General features: G+C 39.8%; 16 protein-coding genes and 1 pseudogene. 6 read left to right on the top strand and 11 right to left on the bottom strand.

The window, feature by feature from the left end; genetic code table 11:
- Positions 1-94 (top strand): annotated as a pseudogene (locus tag MMP60_RS10535) (pyridine nucleotide-disulfide oxidoreductase); the annotation flags it as partial.
- A gap of 47 nt (positions 95-141) precedes the next feature.
- On the opposite strand, the gene MMP60_RS10540 reads toward MMP60_RS10535, so the two are convergent.
- From MMP60_RS10540 to dnaE, 5 genes are all read right to left on the bottom strand, one after another.
- Entirely contained in the window at positions 142-2,157 is a 2,016-nt protein-coding gene (locus tag MMP60_RS10540) for an alpha/beta fold hydrolase (RefSeq protein ID WP_241336219.1), read from the bottom strand.
- A gap of 119 nt (positions 2,158-2,276) precedes the next feature.
- On the bottom strand, positions 2,277-3,176 hold the full coding sequence (locus tag MMP60_RS10545; RefSeq protein ID WP_241336220.1) for a hypothetical protein: 900 nt from the start codon (positions 3,174-3,176) through the stop codon (positions 2,277-2,279).
- Between the two features lie 113 nt (positions 3,177-3,289).
- Positions 3,290-4,102, bottom strand: coding sequence for a serine O-acetyltransferase (gene cysE / locus MMP60_RS10550; protein WP_241336221.1), 813 nt, complete (start codon positions 4,100-4,102; stop codon positions 3,290-3,292).
- Positions 4,095-4,949: an RNA methyltransferase gene (locus MMP60_RS10555; protein ID WP_241336222.1), complete on the bottom strand. Its 855-nt coding sequence runs from the start codon at positions 4,947-4,949 to the stop codon at positions 4,095-4,097. Before MMP60_RS10555 ends, cysE begins: the two co-directional genes overlap by 8 nt.
- Positions 4,950-4,962: 13 nt before the next feature.
- A complete protein-coding gene (gene dnaE, locus MMP60_RS10560) occupies positions 4,963-8,526 on the bottom strand; it encodes a DNA polymerase III subunit alpha (protein WP_241336223.1) in 3,564 nt (1,187 codons plus the stop codon).
- Positions 8,527-8,741: 215 nt separating this feature from the next.
- Between dnaE and MMP60_RS10565 the strand changes: the two genes are divergently transcribed.
- Both MMP60_RS10565 and MMP60_RS10570 read left to right on the top strand, forming a co-directional pair.
- On the top strand, positions 8,742-9,638 hold the full coding sequence (locus tag MMP60_RS10565; protein WP_241336224.1) for a sel1 repeat family protein: 897 nt from the start codon (positions 8,742-8,744) through the stop codon (positions 9,636-9,638).
- Between the two features lie 533 nt (positions 9,639-10,171).
- Positions 10,172-10,453, top strand: coding sequence for a hypothetical protein (locus MMP60_RS10570; protein ID WP_241336225.1), 282 nt, complete (start codon positions 10,172-10,174; stop codon positions 10,451-10,453).
- A gap of 139 nt (positions 10,454-10,592) precedes the next feature.
- Here MMP60_RS10570 and MMP60_RS10575 read toward each other — a convergent pair whose 3' ends face one another.
- On the bottom strand, positions 10,593-12,023 hold the full coding sequence (locus MMP60_RS10575; RefSeq protein WP_241336226.1) for a pyridoxal phosphate-dependent aminotransferase: 1,431 nt from the start codon (positions 12,021-12,023) through the stop codon (positions 10,593-10,595).
- Between the two features lie 238 nt (positions 12,024-12,261).
- On the opposite strand from MMP60_RS10575, the gene msrB reads away from it, so the two are divergent.
- Together msrB and MMP60_RS10585 are read left to right on the top strand one after the other, a co-directional pair.
- The gene (gene msrB, locus MMP60_RS10580) at positions 12,262-12,681 is read left to right on the top strand and encodes a peptide-methionine (R)-S-oxide reductase MsrB (RefSeq protein WP_018679886.1); all 420 of its coding nucleotides are present in this window, start codon (positions 12,262-12,264) and stop codon (positions 12,679-12,681) included.
- Positions 12,678-13,166 carry a glutathione peroxidase gene (locus MMP60_RS10585; RefSeq protein WP_018679887.1) on the top strand — a complete coding sequence of 163 codons (489 nt, stop codon included), beginning with the start codon at positions 12,678-12,680 and terminating at the stop codon, positions 13,164-13,166. The genes msrB and MMP60_RS10585 overlap by 4 nt, the downstream gene beginning before the upstream one ends.
- Positions 13,167-13,223: 57 nt before the next feature.
- Here the strand turns inward: MMP60_RS10585 and MMP60_RS10590 are convergent, their stop codons facing one another.
- The 3 genes from MMP60_RS10590 to MMP60_RS10600 form a co-directional block, all read right to left on the bottom strand.
- On the bottom strand, positions 13,224-16,376 hold the full coding sequence (locus tag MMP60_RS10590) for an efflux RND transporter permease subunit (protein ID WP_241336227.1): 3,153 nt from the start codon (positions 16,374-16,376) through the stop codon (positions 13,224-13,226).
- 1 nt (position 16,377) lies between these two features.
- On the bottom strand, positions 16,378-17,568 hold the full coding sequence (locus tag MMP60_RS10595; RefSeq protein WP_241336228.1) for an efflux RND transporter periplasmic adaptor subunit: 1,191 nt from the start codon (positions 17,566-17,568) through the stop codon (positions 16,378-16,380).
- 160 nt (positions 17,569-17,728) lie between these two features.
- The gene (locus MMP60_RS10600; RefSeq protein WP_018679890.1) at positions 17,729-18,181 is read right to left on the bottom strand and encodes an Lrp/AsnC family transcriptional regulator; all 453 of its coding nucleotides are present in this window, start codon (positions 18,179-18,181) and stop codon (positions 17,729-17,731) included.
- Between the two features lie 136 nt (positions 18,182-18,317).
- Between MMP60_RS10600 and MMP60_RS10605 the strand changes: the two genes are divergently transcribed.
- Complete coding sequence (locus MMP60_RS10605) at positions 18,318-18,935, top strand: LysE family translocator (protein ID WP_241336229.1); 618 nt, start codon at positions 18,318-18,320, stop codon at positions 18,933-18,935.
- A 49-nt stretch (positions 18,936-18,984) separates the two neighbouring features.
- Here MMP60_RS10605 and dapC read toward each other — a convergent pair whose 3' ends face one another.
- Positions 18,985-20,154 carry a succinyldiaminopimelate transaminase gene (gene dapC, locus MMP60_RS10610; protein WP_241336230.1) on the bottom strand — a complete coding sequence of 390 codons (1,170 nt, stop codon included), beginning with the start codon at positions 20,152-20,154 and terminating at the stop codon, positions 18,985-18,987.
- 83 nt (positions 20,155-20,237) lie between these two features.
- Positions 20,238-22,901, bottom strand: coding sequence for a [protein-PII] uridylyltransferase (glnD, locus tag MMP60_RS10615; RefSeq protein WP_241336231.1), 2,664 nt, complete (start codon positions 22,899-22,901; stop codon positions 20,238-20,240).
- Between the last annotated feature and the right edge of the window lie 17 nt (positions 22,902-22,918).

The raw sequence follows: 22,918 nt of genomic DNA on the forward strand, positions 1-22,918 counted from the left end.
CACCGTGCCTTATAAACAAATCATCATTGCCACAGGTGAAGGCGCGAAAGCATCGTTGTCTGCTTTTGATTATATGATTCGATCTGGGCTTTAAACTGACCAGATAAAAAAGCCCAAAGTTCTCTTTGGGCTTTTTTTTACTCAGTGATTGGGTTTATATAAGCCATGATCGACCAAGTGTTGACGTAAGATACGGCGCAATTCCAATACAGCCTCTGGTGTTTCTTGAATAGAGTGACCACCACGAAAGATTTTTTCAGACACAGCCCCATCTAAATGGGCACTTTTATACGGAACGATACCATCTGTAATAAGACTAGGATCATCACTCTTAGTAATGTTCCCCATAATTGAATGGAAAACCAAGCCTTTTTCGGGTGGGATACTGGCTGTCAGTTCCATAAATTTTGACTTTTTACTGAGATCGCTTGGGCCATTTTGAATGACATCATTGGTCAGTGTTTTAACAAAATCTTTTAAATCAACATCATCACTGGTCAATGTATCTGCAAGTGTTGTTAAGAAGGTTGTAGGAAGTTTAATAATTTTGCGTGCTGCTAAAGTAAACCAGCGATCAGCATAGTCAGTTCCTCGATGTGGAGCGGCAAGGAAAATGGCTCGATCAAAATTTTCAATTGGTTTCATTTTGAGTCGTTCACCAATCACAGGGTGTTTTCTTAGACGTGTTTGTTGGCGATTGTTCATCAATTCTAAAGCTTGTTTTGAAATATCCGCATCACTGACTAAAAGTCGACTAATAATGCCGCCCATGCTGTGACCAATCAATACCGCATCTTGAGCTGCTGCGTCTTTCGTATTTAATGAACCAAAAGCTTGTTTCAGTAAAGCATAGATTTGGAAACGGCTTTCTAAAATCGGCATATTGGTTGAGTAAAAAACTTGCCATACTTGATAATGTTCTCGTAATACAGCATCACCCATAATATCGTTGGTGACAGCAATCCATGCTTCAGGGCTACTGGCAAGCCCATGTACCAAGACAATCACTTTTTTATTTTGGTTATAAGGTTCAAGCATATAAAGATGGGGCATCGTGAGATGTTGATCACGATCAATCAAGGTTAAATAAGCAGCGGCTCCCAAGTTATTTTCTGCTAACCATAGACCATAGGGGGCAGAAAAGTTCGCAGCCAATGAATAAGGTTTACCTGCAATTTCTACTTTCTCAATGTTATAAGGATCATAAACCTTAATTTCAAAATTTGGATTTGTTAAAACATCTTCTACAGTTGCATTCGTTTTTTTAGGTTGAGCAATGATGGTTGCTGCTAAATAACGTGCTTTATGAATATTAGGATTAATTCCTTTGGGATAATTGTGAGTTAAGGGATTGAGAATATATTTATTTTCATGTGACGATGAATCGGTTGATGGAAAAACTGCAACAAAATCAGAACCAAAACCATCACGGCGGTTAATTGCCCGTAAACCTGAGAAATTCATGTTGTAGCTTGAAATGAATTTTTCAAGTTTCATGTTTTGTAGGCGTTGATATGCTTGAATATCAATTGTATAGGTGCTTTTCCCAATTTTTATAGTCGGTGTAATATTGGTTGAAGGATTTTTTAGGCTATGACCATTGACGAGTTGAGTGAGTGCTTGATTATAAAAATCTCGAATTTGTACTTGTCGGTTATCAAAAATTCGTTCTTGTGGTTGGCGAGAAGTTTTAAATAAATATGCATAGCTATAGCGGATGCTTTTATCTAATGCTTCAAGTTCTTGCTCTAAGCATTGTTCATACGTTTTCTGAATAAGTTTCTGTTCTTCTTCAGATTTGTGTTTGGTTAATTTACTAATTTTACATTCAGAAGAATCAGATAATACCTTCGCTTTAGCGAGATATAACTCACTTGCGGTTGAGAATAACTGTTCATCTAAAATTTGGGGAATTTTATGTAGATCTGCAATACATTCATTTGGTGATTGCATACACATTTTCGCTTCCTTACCCGACATGGATAAGACATTTAAGCTCGCTTCACTTAATTTTTTCTGAGTGAGAATACTATTACGTTCATTGGCAATCGTCACATCAACAGCTTGTTGTTTTAGGCTGACCACCTGACAACCATTTAAAATGATTGTTAATAGTGTGAGAGCATATAAACGTTTGTGTAGGGCAGATGCTAGCATTTAAATCAGCAGAATTAGCTGGAAGATTATCTTTATAATACGAAAATAAGATGTTTTTTCAATCGACTTAAAAAAATAGACTGTTCAGAACAGTCTATTTTTACAAAAATGATGAGTATCTAGTTAAGAACTTGCCATACATTCCAACGTTTTCCAGCTTCAACTTCTTTAATCAGTTGGTCGACAACTTCTGCTTCATCTGGGTAATTAATTTTGTAATTCTTTAATGTTTGAATCGCATTTTTCTTTTGTTCTAGCCAAAGATAGTTATTGGTTGCTGAAAGATAAGCTTCTTGAACACCGCCTTTCATTGCCTTGTCTAAATATGGAATCGCTTCACGCTGACCGCCACCTTCTGATAAACCGAAGCCAAACCAGAAATTAGTTTCAGGGTCATTTGGGCTAATCGCAAGAATACGTTGAGCATAATTGAGTGATTTGGAAGTGTAGGCTGTGCCTAGATCAAGATTACGTGCCATCACACTGGCTTTAAATGCACGAGTGAGTACATCTAGTGAAGCATTTGGTTTTTCTGCCAAAGCATCGAGCTTTTGTGTAATCTCTCTGAGTTTTACCTCATAACCTTTGCGTTCTTGACGTTCAGTAAAGCGTGGAGGATAGTGGCGAGCTTTGCCTTCAGCTAATTGTAAAAAGTCATCAACTTCAGTGATATCTACTTCATTATCACCCGCAAGTACAGCATATTTCATGTTACGTTGCTTGTGATCAATTGTTGGAATAATCAGTTTATTTACATCAAGTGTGGTTGATTTAGATGGATCGCTTTGTAATGAAACAACCATTTTTGTCACAGGTTGAGCTGTTGCGTCTTTAATCGCAAGCTCAAAACTTGGTGGAGCATCATATTTAACTGGATTTAAAGCATAAAATGGTGGAGTTGGATCAGGTTCTTTGAACACAAATGGTTCAGCAGCTTTTTCTTTTTTTACTGGTGCAATACCACAAGCCGTTAAAAAAGAAGTTGATAGTACAAGAAGTGCCAAAGGCTTAAAATTCATGCTTTACATCCATTAATTTTAGTTAAATGAGAAGTAGATCGTTGGTTTTACCAGTCTAGGAAAAGCAAAACCAACTTGCAATGAGAAGCTTGTTACATTTCTTATATATTTGATTATGTCGTTGAAGTTTTGTTCTGTGCTTCGCACTCGCGTCTAACTTCTTCAATAATTTTAAGTTCTTCTTTACTTAAAGGTTGATTTTTTGAGTTTTGAGGCTTAAATGTTGGATCTAACTCAGATAAGCGCTGGCAAAGTACATTCATACGTTTTTCATTTTTCTGCATACGATCTAGTAGAACACGGATGCCTTCTAAAATAGGGTCTGACTGGTCCTGTGTGGTTGCATAAGGTTCGAAACCAATACTTTCAGCATAATCACGACGACGTACTTCATCTTGCTCAATTTGGCTTTTATCTTTGAAAATATAACGTGCTGGATTGCCGACAGCCGTTACACCTTCAGGGACTTCTTTAGTCACAACCGCATTTGAACCCACTTTTGCACCTTTATGTACAGTAAATGGTCCTAGGATTTTTGCTCCAGCACCAACGACGACCCCATCTTCGAGTGTCGGGTGACGTTTACCTTTGTTCCAAGTGGTGCCGCCTAGCGTAACGCCATGATATAACGTGACATCATCACCAATTTCAGCCGTTTCACCAATCACGACACCCATACCATGATCAATAAAGAACCGTTTACCAATTTTTGCACCAGGATGAATTTCGATTCCTGTAGCAAAGCGACTAAATGAAGACAATAGGCGTGCTGAGCCTTTATATTCTTTCTTCCATAGTTCATGTGCCATACGATGCATGATCAAAGCATGAATACCTGGATAAGTGGTAAGGACTTCGAGAGTATTGCGAGCCGCAGGATCACGTGCAAATACAGCCTCAATATCTTCTTTAAGCTGTTTAATCATTGGAATGATCCTCCGTATTCGTTTTTTTCCAAGAGCCTTTGGCTAAAGCTTGTACGCGACTAAAAATCCCACGTAATAAATGATACTCCATACGATCTAATTGTATCCTTCCGAATAAACGACGCAAGCGTAATGGTAGTAAACGGGGATTATTCGGGTCTAGAAACTCAATTTCAGTGAGCATTTTTTCAAGATGAGGGTAAAACTCTTCCATTTGCTGTTGAGTTACCAAAGGTTCATCCCATTCCATGCTTTGCTGTTGTTTAAGTTGCATGTGATCGTCTGGTGTTGCTGTCACTTGTGAATTTTGTTCAAGTGCTGCCATTCTCAACTCGTAACAAACCACTTGAATGGCTTGGGCAACATTTAAAACGCCATATTCAGAGTTAACAGGAATGGTTAAATGATAATTGGCTAAAGCAAGTTCTTCATTGGTCAGACCGCGATCTTCACGACCAAATACAATCGCAATATTCTGCTGTTGGCTCGCGCCTTGTAAAGCTTCCTTTGCAGCAGGGCGTACATCTAGTAATGGCCATGGAATGGTACGACTACGCGCACTAGTTCCAAAAACCAAATGACAGTCTTGAATGGCTTGTTCTAACGTTTCAACAATCTCGATCTGTTCAATTAGATCTTGTGCGCCAGCAGCCAAAGCATCAATATCTGGATGAGGATAGGTTTTCGGTGCAACCAAGACCAGTTTAGATAACCCCATTGTTTTCATTGCGCGCAAGGCACTACCAATATTGGCTGGTAGAGTGGTATTGACCATCACAATACGCACATGATCCAAATGTTTGGACACCTTGTTTTGGGTAACAGGGTTTGAGTCAAACAGGTTCATATATCATCCAAAATTAAGAATATTGAGAGATTTCAGCTTGGTAAAGATCAAGCGCTTCATCCATTGACATGTTTTTAGGTGGAGGCGCGACAACCGCTATTTTAGGTGCTTCCGCCACTTTTGCAGCTTTGGATTTCACTTGGTATTCGATAAAAATTGCTTCTTTACCAAAATAATCACGTAGTTTGCTAAGCAGTTCATCTAATGGTACGACTTTCCATTGCGCACCCAGATGTAATTCTGCGGTTGCAAAGCTTTGTTCAAGCTGGATTTGCAAACCAATATGTTGACACATATCAACATTACAATAAGGCAAAAGTATCGTTTGTAAATCTTTGGCTAGAGATTTACTCATTAAATCTTTGGCTAACCGAATTTGAATGCTTTGCGCTCGTTTTTGTCGTATTTCATTGAGGCTAAAAGCTTTACTCAAACGAGCCATTGGGCGATCAAAACCCTCACGCTCATAAATTTCGCCTTCAATCACGATGACTTGTTCTAAGCGAACGATGTCTTTATAACGCTGGAAACGTTCGTGATTACAACTGATTTCAACACGAGCTGTCCCATCATCGAGGGTGATCATAATACGATTTGGGAAGTTCGCAATATCAACCACTAAACCTGCAAAAACGGTAGTTACACCACGGCGTGTCGGGGTGAGTTCATTTAATTTCGCTGGAATAAATGACTTTAATTCTGGGCGATATACATCAATTGGGTGACCTGTGAGATATAAGCCAAGCGTATCTTTTTCGCCTTTGAGTCGAACTTCATCTGACCATGGTTTGACAGGTTTGACAGGTTTGCGCTGAACTTCTTCAACTTCACCAAACAAATCCATAATGCCTGTTTCACGGTTACTTCTTGCTTGGTCGGCTGCTTGTACGGCTTCAGGCAATTGTGCCATTAAACTTGAACGTTCAATCCCCAAACAGTCGAGTGCGCCCGCACGGATCAAGGCTTCTAAAGTACGTTTATTGATCTTTTTCAGGTCAATACGGTGACAGAAATCAAATAAGTCTTTGTATGGACCTTCTTTAATCCGTGAGTCGATCACCGACTGCATCGCTTGTTCGCCGACACCTTTGATTGCACCTAAGCCATAAACAATGGTTTGTTCATCACTGGCGTGGAAGTGATACAAAGACATATTTACGGAAGGTGGCAGCACTTCTAATTTATTATTACGGCAGTCATCAATTAAGAATACGATACTGTCAGTATTCTGCATTTCCGACGATAAAACGGCTGCCATAAACTCAGATGGATAATGTGCCTTTAACCATGCAGTGTGATAGGCAACAAGAGCATAGGCTGCGGCATGTGATTTGTTAAAACCATAGCCTGCAAACTTTTCCATATAGTCAAAGATATGGTTGGCTGTTGCTTCATCAATCTCTTTTTCCGCTGCCCCTTCAATAAAGATTTGGCGCTGTTTAACCATTTCTTCAGGTTTCTTTTTACCCATGGCACGGCGAAGTAAATCGGCACCACCAAGTGTATAGCCTGCACAGAACTGTGCTGCCTGCATCACCTGTTCTTGGTAAACCATAATCCCATAGGTAGGCTCCAATACACCTTCAAGCAATGGATGTAGATATTCAAATTCACCACCGTGCATACGATGGATAAAGTCGGGGATCAGATCCATCGGACCAGGGCGGTATAAAGAAACGAAAGCAATAATTTCTTCGAATTTACTTGGTCGTGCTTCCTTGAGCATTTTTTTCATGCCGACGGATTCAAACTGGAACACCGCAGTTGTATTTGCGTCCGCAAAGACTAAATAAGCGTCCTTGTCATCTAATGGAACATTTGCAATTTCGAGAGGAATTTCAGATTTGATTCTTTTATTAATATTTTGAACGGCATCTTCAATAACTGTGAGGTTACGCAAACCTAAGAAGTCAAATTTAACCAGACCCGCAGCTTCAACATCATCTTTATCGTATTGGGCAACACGGCTTGTTCCATCTGCTTCACAAAGTACCGCTGAATAATCGGTAATTTTTCCGGGTGCAATGACTACACCACCTGCGTGTTTCCCAGTATTTCGTGTAATGCCTTCGAGCTTAAGTGCCATTTCCCAAATTTCAGCAGCATCATCATTATCAGGGTTTGATGGGTTGGTCACGATGTCTTTGAGCTGTGGTTCCATGTCAATCGCAGTGACTAGATCAACACCAAGCGGCTTGGTTGGAATCATTTTGGAAATACGGTCAGCAAGACCATAAGACTTACCTAAGACACGTGCAACATCTCGGATTGCGCCTTTTGCAGCCATCGTACCAAAAGTCGCAATCTGTGAAACGGCTTCACGCCCGTAGTTTTGTGCGACATATTCGATCACTCGGTCACGACCTGCGATACAGAAATCGACGTCAAAATCGGGCATCGAAACACGTTCAGGATTTAGGAAACGTTCGAAAAGTAGATCATAACGCAGTGGGTCAAGATCAGTAATTTTTAAACTATAAGCAACCAGTGAGCCTGCACCTGAACCACGTCCTGGACCTACAGGTACACCATTATTTTTTGCCCATTGAATAAAGTCCATGACAATCAGGAAGTAACCTGGAAAGCCCATTTTTAAAATAATATCGACTTCGTACTTAATACGATCATCATAGGGCTGACGAATCTCAGCCCAATCTTCATCACGTTCAGCAATTGGATAGAGATGGTTTAAACGTTCTTCTAAACCTGTACGAGATAAATGCTCGAAATAGGTGTCAATGGTATAACCATCTGGAATCGGGAAGTCAGGCAAGAAATAAGTGCCGAGCTGTAAGGCGACGTTACAACGTTTTGCGATCTGGTAAGTATTTTCAATCGCACTGGGAATGTCTGAAAATAGTTCAGACATTTGCTCGCCAGTTTTAAAATATTGTTCAGTACTGTAGTTTTTAGGGCGTTTATCATCACCAAGTACGTAACCATCAGCGATACACACACGCGCTTCATGTGCTTCAAAATCATCTTGTTCAATAAAATGCACATCATTATGCGCAACGACGCCAATTTGATATTTAGCAGCGAGTTTAACGGCTTGTTGAATAAAATCTTCTTCGCCTGTACGTTCGGTACGACTTAAGGCTAAATAGACACGATTGCCAAATTTCTCGATCCACGCTTCTAATAAAGGCTCTGCTTTTTGGGGATTGGAAGAGCAGAGCATTTTGCCAACATCACTATGCTGTCCAAGCAATACAATTAAATCTTCTGATTGTTCAAGTATCCATTCTTTTTGTACGCATGGGATACTGAGTTGTTGTCCTTCGATAAAGCCACGAGACACGATTTCGGTTAGATTTCGCCAACCCTTACTGCTCATGGCTAATAGGGTTGCGCGGTGTTCGGCATCATTGAGTCGAATTACACTACCTAAAATAGGTTTAATGCCTTTTTTGAGACATGCCTCGTAAAATTTTACTGCAGCATGTAGGTTTGATAAATCGGTTAATGCGAGCGCAGGCATCTCATCTTTAACGGCAGCTTTGACCAAATCAGGTATGCGAACAATCGATTCTGTAATCGAAAATTCTGTATAGATACCGAGATGAACAAACCGCATAGAAGGACTATCCTTTTTCAAACCAACACATAGTTTAACATGCAAACCGAAAATGACATGCTTAATATTTTGGCAAACCGTCTATTTGCTCTATTGTTTTTATAGAAAAATAAAAATTAACATTTGATTTTTAATGAAATTTAAATTTGTGTTTACATAAGTGGTTTAGTCGCTAGAATGTATCTGCATAAAAATGTACCAAAATAGGTTAAAGAATGAAATTAAAGAATATCGTATTTTCAATATTATTGAGCAGTAGCATCTTTACTTTAGTTCATGCTGAAGATGCGTCTTTTAGTCAAGAACTTGTGCAACAAGCTAAAAGTGGCGATGCAGTTGCCCAAAATAATCTTGGCGATGCTTATTATTATGGAAATGACGTTGATCAAGATTTTGGTAAGGCATTAGAGTGGTTTAAAAAAGCGGCTGCAAAAGGCAATGCTGATGCGCTATTTTCTGTTGGATATATGTATGACTACGGAGAAGGGGTAGAAGAAGATAATCCTACCGCCTTAAAATGGTATACGCAGGCAGCCCAAAAAGGACAACTGTACGCACAGTATTACTTGGGTTATTTATACCTTTATGGGGATGATGGTGTTAGCATTAATACTAAAAAAGGTTTGGAATGGATGACAAAATCTGCGGATGCAGGATTAGATCTTGCTCAAGCTGAATTAGGTCATTTATATAACGATGGTAATGATGAAGTCGCTCAGGATCTAAAAAAAGCATTGCATTACTATCAGTTAGCAGTAAAGCAAGATGAATCATCTGCGATTAACAATCTTGGTATTTTCTATTTGGAAGGCAAAGCAGGCTTAAAGCAAGATTACAAAGAAGCTTTACGTCTCTTTACTTTAGCCTCTAAAGCCGAAAATGGCTTAGGTTCATCAAATATTGCTTATGTTTATGAAGAAGGTAAAGGTGTTGAGAAAAATTATAAAAAAGCTGCAGAATATTATGCGCTTGCGGTAGAGCAGGGTGAAAATGAAGCATTGTTGGATTTGGCGCGTTTATATGAAAATGGTGGTTTTGGCTTAGCTAAGAATTTAAAGAAGTCGAAAGAGTATGAAGCACAGTGGAATGAGTTACAAACTGAGAAAAATTAATTTTAATGATGTTATGCCTCAACATTCTAGTCGTTATTTGAATTTACCATCTAATTAAACTTAGGAGGAAATATGTTTCCAATGACACCGAATGAGTATTAATTGTTGTACACAGATGAGGATTGAGTAGTTGTTGGACTTGATGAGGTTCAACTTATTGATCCCCCTATCATAGAGAGGGTTCCAGCATTTATAGATTTACTAGATTCTACCAACCATCTAGTAGTTTATGAGTCGGCTTTGATCTTGTCTGCATGGGGATTTGATTTCGGAGTGGATAAAATAGAGTTAATGATTGATTCGGACTCTAGTTTGCCAGTTGAATTGTCGCCAAATAGAATAAATGGTGAAGATAATTGTTTTGATGAAATGGCATATGCTATTTATTTGTATGGATTGTCAGGTGGAAGCATGACAAAGGTTAAAGAACTTTTCTGCAAATTCCTTAAAATATATCCGAGGCATTTTTTGAATCAAAACTTAAGTATGTATTATTGAAAAGTAATATATGTGAATTGGCGGATGATGTGTGTATGGCGATAATTACTACCCATAAAAATGGACGTATCTATCCGGCTGCTCAACTGCTCCCTGTTCTATCTCTTTATAATCCAAGTAAAGGATGGGGAGTGATATCTGATCTTATAACTGATAAGGATTTAATGCCTGATTTGGCTGTAAATATCGCAGAATCACTAAAATTTATTAAAACGAGGGAATCACTTGATTTATTGAGAAGTTTAATGCAGTTTTCAAGATCAGAAGTTGCAGATGAAGTGCAAAATTCATTGTCGGTTCTAGCTGATCGTTTTTAATAATGTAGCATTTGAATGCATAGAGAATTTAATCTACCACCTTTTAGCATCTTTGATAAAATTTAGCCAACGATTCACTTGCTAATCTCTGACCATAAAAAAGGAAGCGATTTGCTTCCTTTTTTATTGCCAATTTTGCTTAACGCATTTTCGCCAAGAAACGGCTTAAACGATTAATTGCTTCACGTAGCTCATTTTCAGCAGGTAAGAACACTACACGGAAATGATCTGGAGTTGGCCAATTAAAACCTGTGCCTTGAACTAACAAAACTTTTTCAGCTTTTAATAGATCTAACATCAGTTTTTCATCATCTTCAACTGGATAAATTTCAGGATCAAGTTTTGGGAAACAGTACATTGCACCATCAGGCTTAACACAGCTTACGCCAGGAATCTCATTTAACATTTCCCAAGCAATATTACGTTGTTCATACAGACGACCGCCCGGACGAATTAAATCATTAATAGACTGATAACCACCAAGAGCGGTTTGAATTGCATATTGTGCTTGATGATTCGCACACAAACGCATTGAAGCGAGCATGTCTAAACCTTCAATATAATCTGCTGCACGTGATTTATCACCTGTGATTGCCATCCAACCTGCACGGTAACCAGCAATACGATAGGCTTTTGATAAACCATTGAATGAAATACAAAGTTGATCGCCAGCCAAGGCAGCAACTGCAACATGCTCAATGCCGTCATAAATGATTTTGTCGTAGATTTCATCAGCAAATAAAATCAAATCATGTTTTTTTGCTAAAGCAACAATTTGCTCTAATACATGACGTGGATAAACAGAACCTGTTGGGTTATTTGGGTTGATGATGACAATACCACGTGTATTTGCTGTGATTTTTCTTTCCATATCAGCAAGATCAGGATACCAATAGTTTTCTTCATCACATTTATAATGAACAGCTTTACCACCAGACAGATTGACTGCTGCTGTCCATAATGGATAGTCAGGCATAGGAACGAGCATTTCATCGCCGTCGTTCAATAAACCTTGCATCGCCATCACAATCAGTTCAGACACGCCATTTCCGACATACACATCATTGACGTGCATATCAAAAACGCCTTTTTGCTGATAATACTGACAAATGGCTTTACGCGCAGGGAAGATTCCTTTTGAGTCTGTGTAACCAACCGCATTCGGTAGGTTTAATGCAACATCATTGATAATTTCTTGTGGAGCTTCAAAACCAAACGGTGCAGGGTTACCGATATTGAGCTTGATGATCTTGTGTCCTTGCTCCTCCATTTCATTGGCGGCGCGTAATACTGGTCCACGAATGTCATAGCAAACATGCTCAAGCTTTGATGATTTCTTAATTTCACGACTTGATTGAGCGGAGTGGGATGTAACAGTATTTTTAGACATAGCAGGATTCACTTTTGCATATCGATATAAATAACTTTTAAAGGTTTCAACACTTACCAAATCTAGATCATATTGATCTTTGAGTAACTCAACAATTTTTTCATGGGTAAAACCTGATTGTTGATATTGTCTGATTGTTGGTAAGAGTTTTTGGAAAACCACACTTTTTTTCTGAGACATGTTTTGTCCTATACAACCGTGCCCAACAAGAATAACATTATCTTTGCTCACGAGAAAGATAGTTTTGTTAAAATTTGCTTACCAAGTATTTTTATTTGCTTTCTTTTTGCTATTTTAAATTTAATGCTTAAATTTCACTAAATTGTACGATCTGAGACTAGAGTTTTTAGCGTGAATGGCGTAAATATAAAATCTGATCATCGAGATATTTTTAACATCAAAATAAAAGGTGCAGGTTATGGGAAAAGTCAATAAAACAGACCGAGAATGGCAAAGAGAACTATCACCAGAAGAATATCGCATCACTCGTCAGAAAGGCACAGAACCAGCATTCACAGGACAATATTGGAATAATAAGCAACATGGAACCTATGTGTGTCGATGTTGTGGTGCTGAACTATTTTCTTCAGAAACAAAATATGATAGCGGTTGTGGGTGGCCAAGTTTTTATAGAGCAATTGATAGTGTTGCGATAGAAGAACATGAAGATTTATCGCATGGTATGGTCAGAACAGAAATTGTCTGCCATGATTGCGATGCACATTTGGGTCATGTGTTTGAGGATGGCCCACAGCCGACAGGACTGCGTTATTGCGTGAATTCGGCATCATTACAACTTAAAACAGAAGAAAAGAATGACGAGGAAACTTATCCATGAGTAACATTTATCAGTTTGAAGCTGAATTGTTAGAGGGAGAAACAAAGGCGCTCGCTGATTATAAAGGCAAGGTCATGCTGATTGTAAACACTGCAAGTAAGTGTGGTTTTACACCACAGTTTGCAGGACTAGAAAAGCTACATGAAAAATATAAAGCTCAAGGTTTAGAGGTGCTCGGGTTTCCTTGCAACCAATTTGGGGGACAAGATCCAGGAACAAACAAAGAAATAGGTGCATTTTGCCAACGCAATTATGGGGTGAATTTTCCGATGTTTGCCAAGGTCGATGTGAAAGGGCCAGAAGCGCATGTTATTTTTCGCTTTTTGACGCGTGAAGCCAAAGGCATTTTAGGCAGTCGTAACATCAAATGGAACTTTACCAAGTTCCTTGTTGGACGTCATGGTGAGGTTTTAGGTCGCTATGCTCCGACAACCAAGCCCGATGCTTTGGAAGCTGATATTGAAAAAGCCTTAGCGAAAAAATAAAAATTAAATTGAGCAGTGAAAAAAGACGGTCATTTGACCGTCTTTTTTCTTGAAAATTTATTGAGTTTGTTCAAGTGATACAGGCTTGGTTTTTCTAAAGCTGTGCAGTTTTCGGTTGATATCATCAATGAAGGTATAGACCACAGGAATAACCAATAACGATAAGAAGGTACTGGTAATCAAACCGCCAATCACAGAAATTGCCATTGGTGCACGGAAACTCGGATCTGTTCCAATCCCAAGCGCAATCGGTAACATACCTGCACCCATTGCTAATGTCGTCATGATAATTGGGCGTGCTCGCTTATGACAGGCATCCAACAACGCATTAAATCGGGAATAATGCTTTTCATTTCTTGCGATAATGGCGTAATCAACCAGTAGAATCGAGTTCTTACTGGCAATCCCCATCAGCATAATCAAACCAATTAGACTTGGCATTGAAAAGCTACTTTTTGCTAAAAGCAATAATACGAATGCACCGCCAAGAGATAAAGGTAAAGCCACAAGAATTGTGATCGGTTGTAGGAAGTCTTTGAATAAAAGAACCAGAACAACGTAGATACACAATACACCTGTCAGCATCGCCAAACCAAAGCTTGAGAATAACTCTTGCATGACTTCGGCATCGCCAATATTGGTACGTTTAACCGTGGGTGGAAGATTTTTCATGGTTGGAAGTTGATCGACTTTAGCGGCAATATCCCCTAATGGTTGATTATTCAGCTCGATATTAAAATTGATATTACGCAAACGGTTAAAACGGTCAATTTGCGATGGCCCACTTTCAATATTCACATCTGCAATCGTACCTAACATCACAGGGCCGTGGCTGCCTTTGATCATCAAGCGTTTCATTAACTCCTGATCTTGGCGAGCAGCCAAAGGAAGTTTAATCACAACGGGAACTTGACGTTGAGATAAGTTTAATTTTGCTAGATTCTGATCAAAATCACCTGCGGTGGCGATACGCAAAGTTTCAGCAATATCATAGGTGGTCACACCTAAATCTGCGGCTTTGGCAAAGTCAGGACGAATCACCAGTTCAGGACGAATCAACGCTGCACTTGAGGTAATACCTCCGATATTTGGAATCGTTCGTAATTCACGTTCAAGTTGGCGTGCAGTCGACATCAAAGCTTCTGGATCATCGCCTGAAAGTGCAAGTTGATACTGGGTGTTATTTCCTGCTAAACCGACTTGAATACGTGCACCCGGCAATGGAGCTAAACGTTGACGAATCTGATTCTCAATCTCTTGCAAGCTAGCACTTCGATCAGAGCGCTCAGTAATTTGAATGGTTAATGTAGCTTTTCTTGGTTCGCTCGAAGCTCCCCCTGAAAAAGGATCTGTTCCTGCTGCACCACCACCAATGGTTGTATAAATACTCTTGATTTCAGGATGGTCTTTAATCAGGTTACGTGCGTATTCTGCTGTTTTTAAGGTATCAACAAATTGTGAACCGGGTGCGAGTTCTAGACGAACTTGAGTTTGCCCTGTATCTGGTGGTGGAACGAAACCAGTAGGCAGTAGAGGAATCAGCATCACTGAGCCAACAAAAAAAGCAATTGCTCCAAATAAAGTGACCCAACGATGATTTAAACACCATGTGACTAAACGCATATAGCCACGCATGACACGTCCATCGTTGGCACGGTCTCTGGCTAATTTTGTTGTGCCATGATCTAATTTTGCTTGGTTGCCTACAGTTTCATCTTGCTTGTCAACTTGACCAATCCACGGTTTTAAAATGTAAGCTGACATCATTGGTGTAAGCAGACGTGCAACTAATAAAGAAGCAAAAATTGCCAATGCAGCCGTCCAACCGAATTGAACGAAAAATTTACCTGCGATTCCACTCATGAACGCTGTTGGCAGAAATACTGCAATTAACGTAAACGTCGTGGCAATAACCGCTAGACCAATTTCATCGGCAGCTTCCATTGCGGCCTCATAAGGCGTTTTTCCCATTCGCAGATGCCGAATAATATTTTCAATTTCAACAATTGCATCATCGACTAAGATACCAACCACTAATGACATGGCGAGTAAAGTCACTGTATTTAGGGTAAATCCGAAGTAATACATCCCAATCAAGGCAGGTAAAATAGATAGTGGCAGGGCAGTTGCAGCAATGATGGTTGCACGCCAATCACGTAAAAATAGCCAAACCACCAAGATTGCTAAAATTGCCCCTTCATAAAGCAGTGACATCGAACCTTTGTAATTATCCGCTACAGGTTTAACAAAGTTAAAGGCTTCTGTAATTTGAATATCAGGATGTGAGGCTTTCAGTTTATCTAAAGCTTCGATGACACCCTTTTCAACATCAACCTCACTCGCACCTTTACTACGGGTAATTTCAAAACCAATGACGGGTTTACCATTCAGTAGTGCAGCAGAACGTCGTTCTGCAATTCCATCACGAATAGATGCAACTTGATCAAGGCGAATATGCCGACCATCGCTGAGTGCGAGATCCATTGCACCAATTTCTGCGGCTGTTTTTACGGTTGCAATAGTGCGGATTGATTGCTCACTGCCTCCGATTTTGGTTTGACCACCTGAGGCATCTTGCTGAATCAAGCGTAATTGGCGGGTAATATCGGTAGCAGTTGCATTCAATGCCAATAATTTTTCAGGGTCAAGTTCAACTTCAACTTGGCGTGTAACACCACCTACACGTGCGACAGCACCGACACCTTTTACCTGTAACATGGCACGTGCAATATCATAGTCTACGAACCATGACAGTGCTTCTTCATCCATTTTGGGTGATTGAATGGTATAGGTCAGGATCGGTGAGCCTGACAAATTGATTTTACTGACAATAGGGTCGCGCAAATCGGCAGGTAGATCAGAACGAACTTGAGACACTGCATTTCGAACATCATCAACCGCTTCTTGGAGTGGTTTTTCGAGTTGAAATTCTGCTGTAACCGTAACAACACCATCTTGAATATTGGTGTATTGATTTCTTAAACCTTGCAAAGTCGCAATCGAGTTCTCAATCTTACGTGCAACTTCTGTTTCAAGTTGTGGTGGGGCAGCACCCGGTAGTGCCGCGCTTACGGTGACCATCGGAAGTTCAATATCTGGGAATTGTTGTATTTTCATCCAGTGAAAACATAACAATCCAGCCAAACCAAGCATGATAAACAATAAAATGCCCGGAATTGGATTGCGGATTGACCAAGCGGAGAAATTCATCTTATTTCTCCTGTGTGGTCACAAGTTGTTTGCTGAGAGGTGTGTCAGGAATATCTTTGGCAACGCTGACCAAATCCCCATCCGTTAAGAACCCTGTTCCTGAAGAAACCAATTTTACATGAGTAGGTAAATCCATAATCTCAACGCGATCACCCAAACGACGACCTACAGTGACTTTTTGCTGTGTTACACGATTATTGTGATCAACAATAAACACATAAGAAAAACCATCTCGTAGTAATAACGCAGTTTGCGGAATAGTGAGTGCAGGTTTTTCACCGAGATCAAACTCACCTTTCACAAACATACCCATACGAACTGCTTGAGTTGTTGGAATATCGACATAAACCAAACCGTAACGAGTTTGTGGATCAATAACAGGCGCTATCATCCTAACTTTGCCTGTGACTGTTGCTTGGGCTGGGTCTGGTGAAATGATACGGGCTGTCATACCTTGTTTGAGTTTATATAAATCAGATGAGGTGACTTCAGCGCGCCATTCTAAGCGATGATCTCGAATTAAACGGAAAAGTTCTTGTCCTGTCTGTGCCAAAGAACCAACGGTTGCGGTACGTGCTGAAATAACACCATTATCAGGCGAAACCACTTGGGTTTGAGCTAAGCGTAATTGATGACTTTCAATTTGAGCTTTGGCTGCATCAAGACGGGCTTGTGCAGTGGCTTGGGAGGTTTGATATTGAGTAGATTCCTGCGCAGAAATCGCCCCTGTATTTTTAAGTTGTTGAATGCGCTTGTTATTGGTGATCGCATCAGCTAGCACAGCTTGTGCTTCGGCATAGCTTGCTTGGGCTGCGGCGAGGTCAGCACGAATGGTTTCACTATTAATTTCAGCTAAAACTTGACCCCGTTTAACTTCATCACCAACGTTGACATTGACTCGAGTCAGTCGTTGTCCTGATAGTTCACTGCTAATCACCACTTCTTGCCAAGCTGCAATGTTGCCATTGGCAGTAAAGCTTTGTCTCCAATTTTGTTGTTCGGGTTGAATAACCGTCACAGTCAACGCTGCTTTCTGTTCAGTTGGATTCGCACGTTTTTGCTTTTCCACATTTTGTGAATTTTTGGTTTTGTTCATTTGCCAAAACATGATTGCAATTATTAGAAAAACAATAATGATCGCTAAGATAAACCAAATTTTCTTCTTTGTTTTCTGGGGAGTTTGAGAAGCCATCTTTCCATAGTCGCCAAATATTGATGGCCTAAGTATAGACGAAGATTTCAACAGATGGTCAATACTGAATGGATAGATGAAAAAATTAATAGAGAGGATTCTTGGGCACACCAAAATAAATTTAGGTCTATGAAGTGATGATATTTTTCATCACAGTTCGTCATAAAGGAAGCAAGCGATTCGATACTACATTCTTCATGACAATCGTTGAGGTAAGACGTTGTACATTCGGTAAAGCAGAGAGGCTGTCATCATAAAGTTTTTGAAAACTAGCGAGGTCTTTGGTCACCACATGCAACAAATAATCAGGATTACCAAATAGCCGCTGTGCTTGAATCACATTTGCAATTTCACTGACTTTTTCTTCGAAGCTAGACAAAGCACGTTTATCGCCATCTTTTAAAGTCACAAAGATAATTGCAGCAAAATTAAAGCCGATTTGTGAAGCTTCAAGATCAGCATGATAGCCCTTAATTACGCCAGATTCTTCTAATGCTTTGACTCGACGATGACAAGGGGACAGACTTAAACCGATTCTTTCGGCTAATTCGGTAATAGATAATCGCCCATTTGCTTGTAGTTCAGCAATAATTTTCTTATCAATACGATCCATTTAGAATAATCTACCTTTTGGTTTTAAAAATAAGCAAACATTTGGAATAACATTTTAAGCATTAAAGCCTATTCTCTCAAATCTATTTTCACCAAATGGTGAAAAACATGGACATATTTGTGAATGGGTATTGGATATGGATTTGAGTGTCATTTTTGCTTTTTGGTGTGTTTCAATTTTATTTGTTTTGACACCAGGTGCAGATTGGGCTTATGCAATTTTAGCAGGAATAAAAGGGCAGTTTGTCATCACGGCAGTGATGGGATTGGTATTGGGTCACTTAATCGCTATTTTATGTGTTGCAGCTGGTGTTGGCACTTTACTTAACCATTATCCTATTCTTTTAAGTACCATGACGATTGCAGGTGCTTGTTATTTGTTTTGGATGGGCGTAAATCTGTTCATTCATCCTGCCACCATTTCAACTGAGACTAAACCAACTCAGAAACTTGAATCTGCTCAATCGTGGTTGATTAAGGGAGTGGGGATTAGTGGCTTAAATCCGAAAGTGCTGTTGTTATTTTTTGCTTTATTGCCCCCATTCATTCATCCTCAAATGGCGCTCTCACCGACAACACAAATTATTTTATTGGGAATGATTCATTTACTGAGCTGTGCTGTGGTTTATGTTCTAGTTGGAGTAGCAGCGAACAAACTATTGCGTACCAGACCTCATGCCGTAAAAGTTGTGAGTCGTATTTCTGGTAGCTTAATGATTCTGATTGCCACAATACTGATCATTGGACAAATTTGATGTGTGATAAAAGAATCCATGTGTGTACATGGATTCTTAAAACTCATTATTAAAGAATGGCTTTGAGTCGTTTCACTACTTCTTCACATTGCGCTAAATCAGCGACCAATGCCATTCTGACATGACCTTCACCTGGGTTACCTTGTTCAGTATCACGAGACAAGTAACGACCCGGTAAAACTTTGATATGGGCTTTTTCCATCAACATTTTGGCAAAAGTTTCGTCATTATCAACTTTTAACCAATAATAAAAACCTGCATCAGGTTTTTGTAACGGTAGCAAATGTCCTAACTCCGTTTGGAATAAATCAAATTTAGCACGGTATTGTTGACGATTTTCTTCTACATGTGCCTCATCATTCCATGCTGCAATCGAAGCCAATTGATGTTGAACAGGCATCGCAGCACCGTGATAAGTACGATATTGCAAATAGGGTTTTAAGAGTGCCGCATCACCTGCAACAAAACCAGAGCGCAAGCCCGGTAAGTTTGAACGTTTTGAAAGCGAATGGAATACGATACAGTTTTTATAATCATCACGCCCTATTTCAGCACAGACTTCTAAAAGACCAATTGGTGCTTGATCAAACCAAAGCTCTGAATAACATTCATCAGATGCAATCACAAAACCATATTGATCAGACAGCGCAATTAATTTTTTAAACTGTTCTTTTGATAGTACTGTCCCTGTCGGATTACCCGGTGTACAAACGAATAATAATGCTGTTTTTTCCCAGACTTCCGCAGGAACAGCATCAAAGTCACCTAAATAACCATTTTCTTCTGTGCAGTTGATAAAGTAAGGTTTTGCACCTGCAAGCAATGCTGCACCTTCATAAATCTGATAGAACGGATTTGGCATCACGATATACGGTGCATCTTCACGTTTAATCAAGGCTTGTACAAAGGAGAAGATGCCTTCACGTGTACCAGAAACAGGCAAGATATGATTTTCCGCACTAATATGATTCAGCTTGAAACGATTAGTGAGCCACTGTGCAATACTTTGGCGCAGCTCAGGTAAACCCTTGCTATTTGGATAAGTCGATAGATGCGCAAAATTATCAATGATTGCTTGTTTAACGAACTCTGGTGCAGGATGTTTCGGTTCACCAATTGATAATGGAATCAATGGCAAATCGGCAGGCTGCACATCTTTAAAAAGTTGATTTAACTTTTCAAAAGGATAGGGATGCAATAAAGACAAACTAGAGTTCATTTAAACAATTACCGAAAATAAGAATAACAAATCCCCTGAGAGGCGACTAAAGCATCGCAACTTAGGGGGGATTCAGGGGTGTTTTAAGATGGATTACAAATTTGATTCGATGCTTCATCTAAAGCTGCTTTAAGCGTTTCCGCGAAAGCTTTCACCTCTTCATGGGTGAGTAATATACCGTTTTTCTTGGTCACAAAGAAAATATCTTCGGCTCTTTCACCTAGTGTTGCAATTCTTGCTGAGTGAATATCCAAACCTTGGAGCATAAACAATGCCCCAATCCGAGCTAAGAGACCCGGTTGATCGAGTGTTGAGATTTCAACCATATGTTGTTGTAACGTCGGATTCAGTACGATATCCACGGTATTTTGTACATCGAAATGACGTAAATGACGTGGAATGCGGCGTTGCATAATACCCGGATATTGATCTGAATGGCTCAGTGCATCTACAAGGGCAGCTTTCACTTTACGTTCACGATCAGGGTCGGTGAGTAATGTGCCAAAACGATCAAGGACTAAGTAGGTGTCTAAACTAAATGAGGTGGTTGCGGTAATAATTCTTGCATCTTGAACATCAAGATTCATGCGATCTAAGACAGCAACCGTGGTCGCAAATAAGTTCGGTTGATCACGGGTATAAATAAAGATTTGAACGGCGTCATCCGCAGCATTACGGTGCGCACGTAATAAAACTAAAGGTTCAGGGTTATCGCCGTGTTGCAAAATTGCTTGGGTATGCCATGCAATTTCATTGGCTGATTCTTTAACAAAGTATTCATCACCAAGCTCTTGCCAAACTTTTTCGACTTCAGCGAGCGAGAAGTTATTAACCAATAATTCACTTGCAGCAAACTTGGTGTCTTCAATCAACATTTGATAGTCAACAGGACGACCCAAACCTGAACGAATCACATCACGCGCATAGGTATACAATTGGCGCATTAAAGAAGCACGCCACGTATTCCAAAGTTTTGGATTGGTGGCATTAATATCCGCCACAGTTAGGGTGTAGAGATAATCCAGATGCTCCATATCACCGACTTTTTCGGCAAATTCTTTGACTTCATCTGGATCAGAAATATCTTTTTTCTGTGCAGTGAGTGACATTAACAGGTGATTATTAATCAGCCACGCCACCAGTTTACATTCACGTTCTGTAAAACCATGCGTGCGACAGAACTCGATGGCATCCAGTGCGCCTAACTCACTGTGATCACCGCCACGACCTTTGGCAATGTCATGGAAAATCGCTGCCATATAGACAATGTCATGGCGAGCAATACGCTGGAACACTGAGCTCACCACAGGGAATTCTTTGGCAAATTCAGGTTCTTTAAAACGGCTCAAATTGCGTAGTAATAATAAGGTGTGTGCGTCAACGGTGTAGATATGGAACAGATCATATTGCATCAGTCCCGTAATTTGTCCGAAAGCAGGAATGTAATTGCCTAGAACGCCGTAACGTTTCATCGCCACCATCGTGTCGTATAGATGAGGTGAGCGGATAATCGACATAAACAGGGCTTGATGTTCTGGATTATCTCGGAATCTTTGATCAATCCGTTTTGCAGCAAGAACAAGTAGACGTAAAGTACGGGCACGGATACCTGCAATTTCAGGTCGATTTGCCAAAAGATAGAATAATTCTAAAATGGCACTCGGTTCTTCTGAAAATACCTTGTGATGTTGTACCGCAAGTTTGCCATCTACAATTTTAAAATGATCATTGATGTCGATAATTTGACGTTCATAATCGGGTAGGCGAGGTGTGATTACCGACTCATTGAAATAGGCAAGTAGCATTTCATTGAGGGTTGAAACTTGCTGGGCTGTTCGATAATAACGTTTCATGAACTGTTCAACTGCAAAGTTAGCATGTTGACCTTCTTCACGAACATAACCAAATTTAGCAGCAATATCACGTTGATATTCAAACAATAAACGATTTTCATCTCGTTTAGCAATACGGTGCAAATGGGTTCGGATTTCCCATAAGAAACTTTCTGCTTCCTCAAGTACAGCCAATTCGAATTCGGTAATAAAACCTAGATGTACCAAATCATAAATGCGATTGACACGGAAATGACGTTTGGCAATCCAACCAATTTGATTAATATCACGGATACCACCAGGTGCATTTTTAATATCAGGTTCTAAATTGCTTTCGGTATTGTTGTGCTGAGCATAACGCTTGGTTTGTTCTGCCATTTTGGCATCATAAAAGGTTTTATCCGTCCATGTTTGCGCAACGATACGGCGTGGCCATTTAGCCAGTTGTTCATTGCCTGTGATTAAACGTGCTTCAATCAGGGTCGATGCAACGGTTAAATCATTGGTTGCTTGTTCAACACAGTTTTGGATGGTACGAACGCTAATTCCTGGTTTGAAATTACCGACATCCCATAAAGAAGAAATAAAAGTAGAGATCAGTTTTTCTTGTTCTTCACTAATTTCATCTTCAGATAAAATCATAATGTCGGTATCGGAATATGGCAGCATTTCACGGCGACCATACCCTCCAACTGCAAATAAACCTAATTCGGTTTGATTTAATTCAGCATGATTCCATAGAAAAACTAAAGCTTCATCAATCGAATTAGATCGGGCCTTAATCACTTCACGAATGGTTTGCCCATTTTCATAGCTCTCTTGTAATTGCTTTTCTACATCTGTTCGCCATTGGTTAATGGCCTTAATATCATGATGACTCGTGACATAGTTCAACAAAGGAGATGTATTGATCATGAAAATGGGTCTACTCA

This window comes from Acinetobacter sp. ANC 4805 (assembly GCF_022549495.1).
In the GTDB taxonomy this organism is placed as follows: domain Bacteria; phylum Pseudomonadota; class Gammaproteobacteria; order Pseudomonadales; family Moraxellaceae; genus Acinetobacter.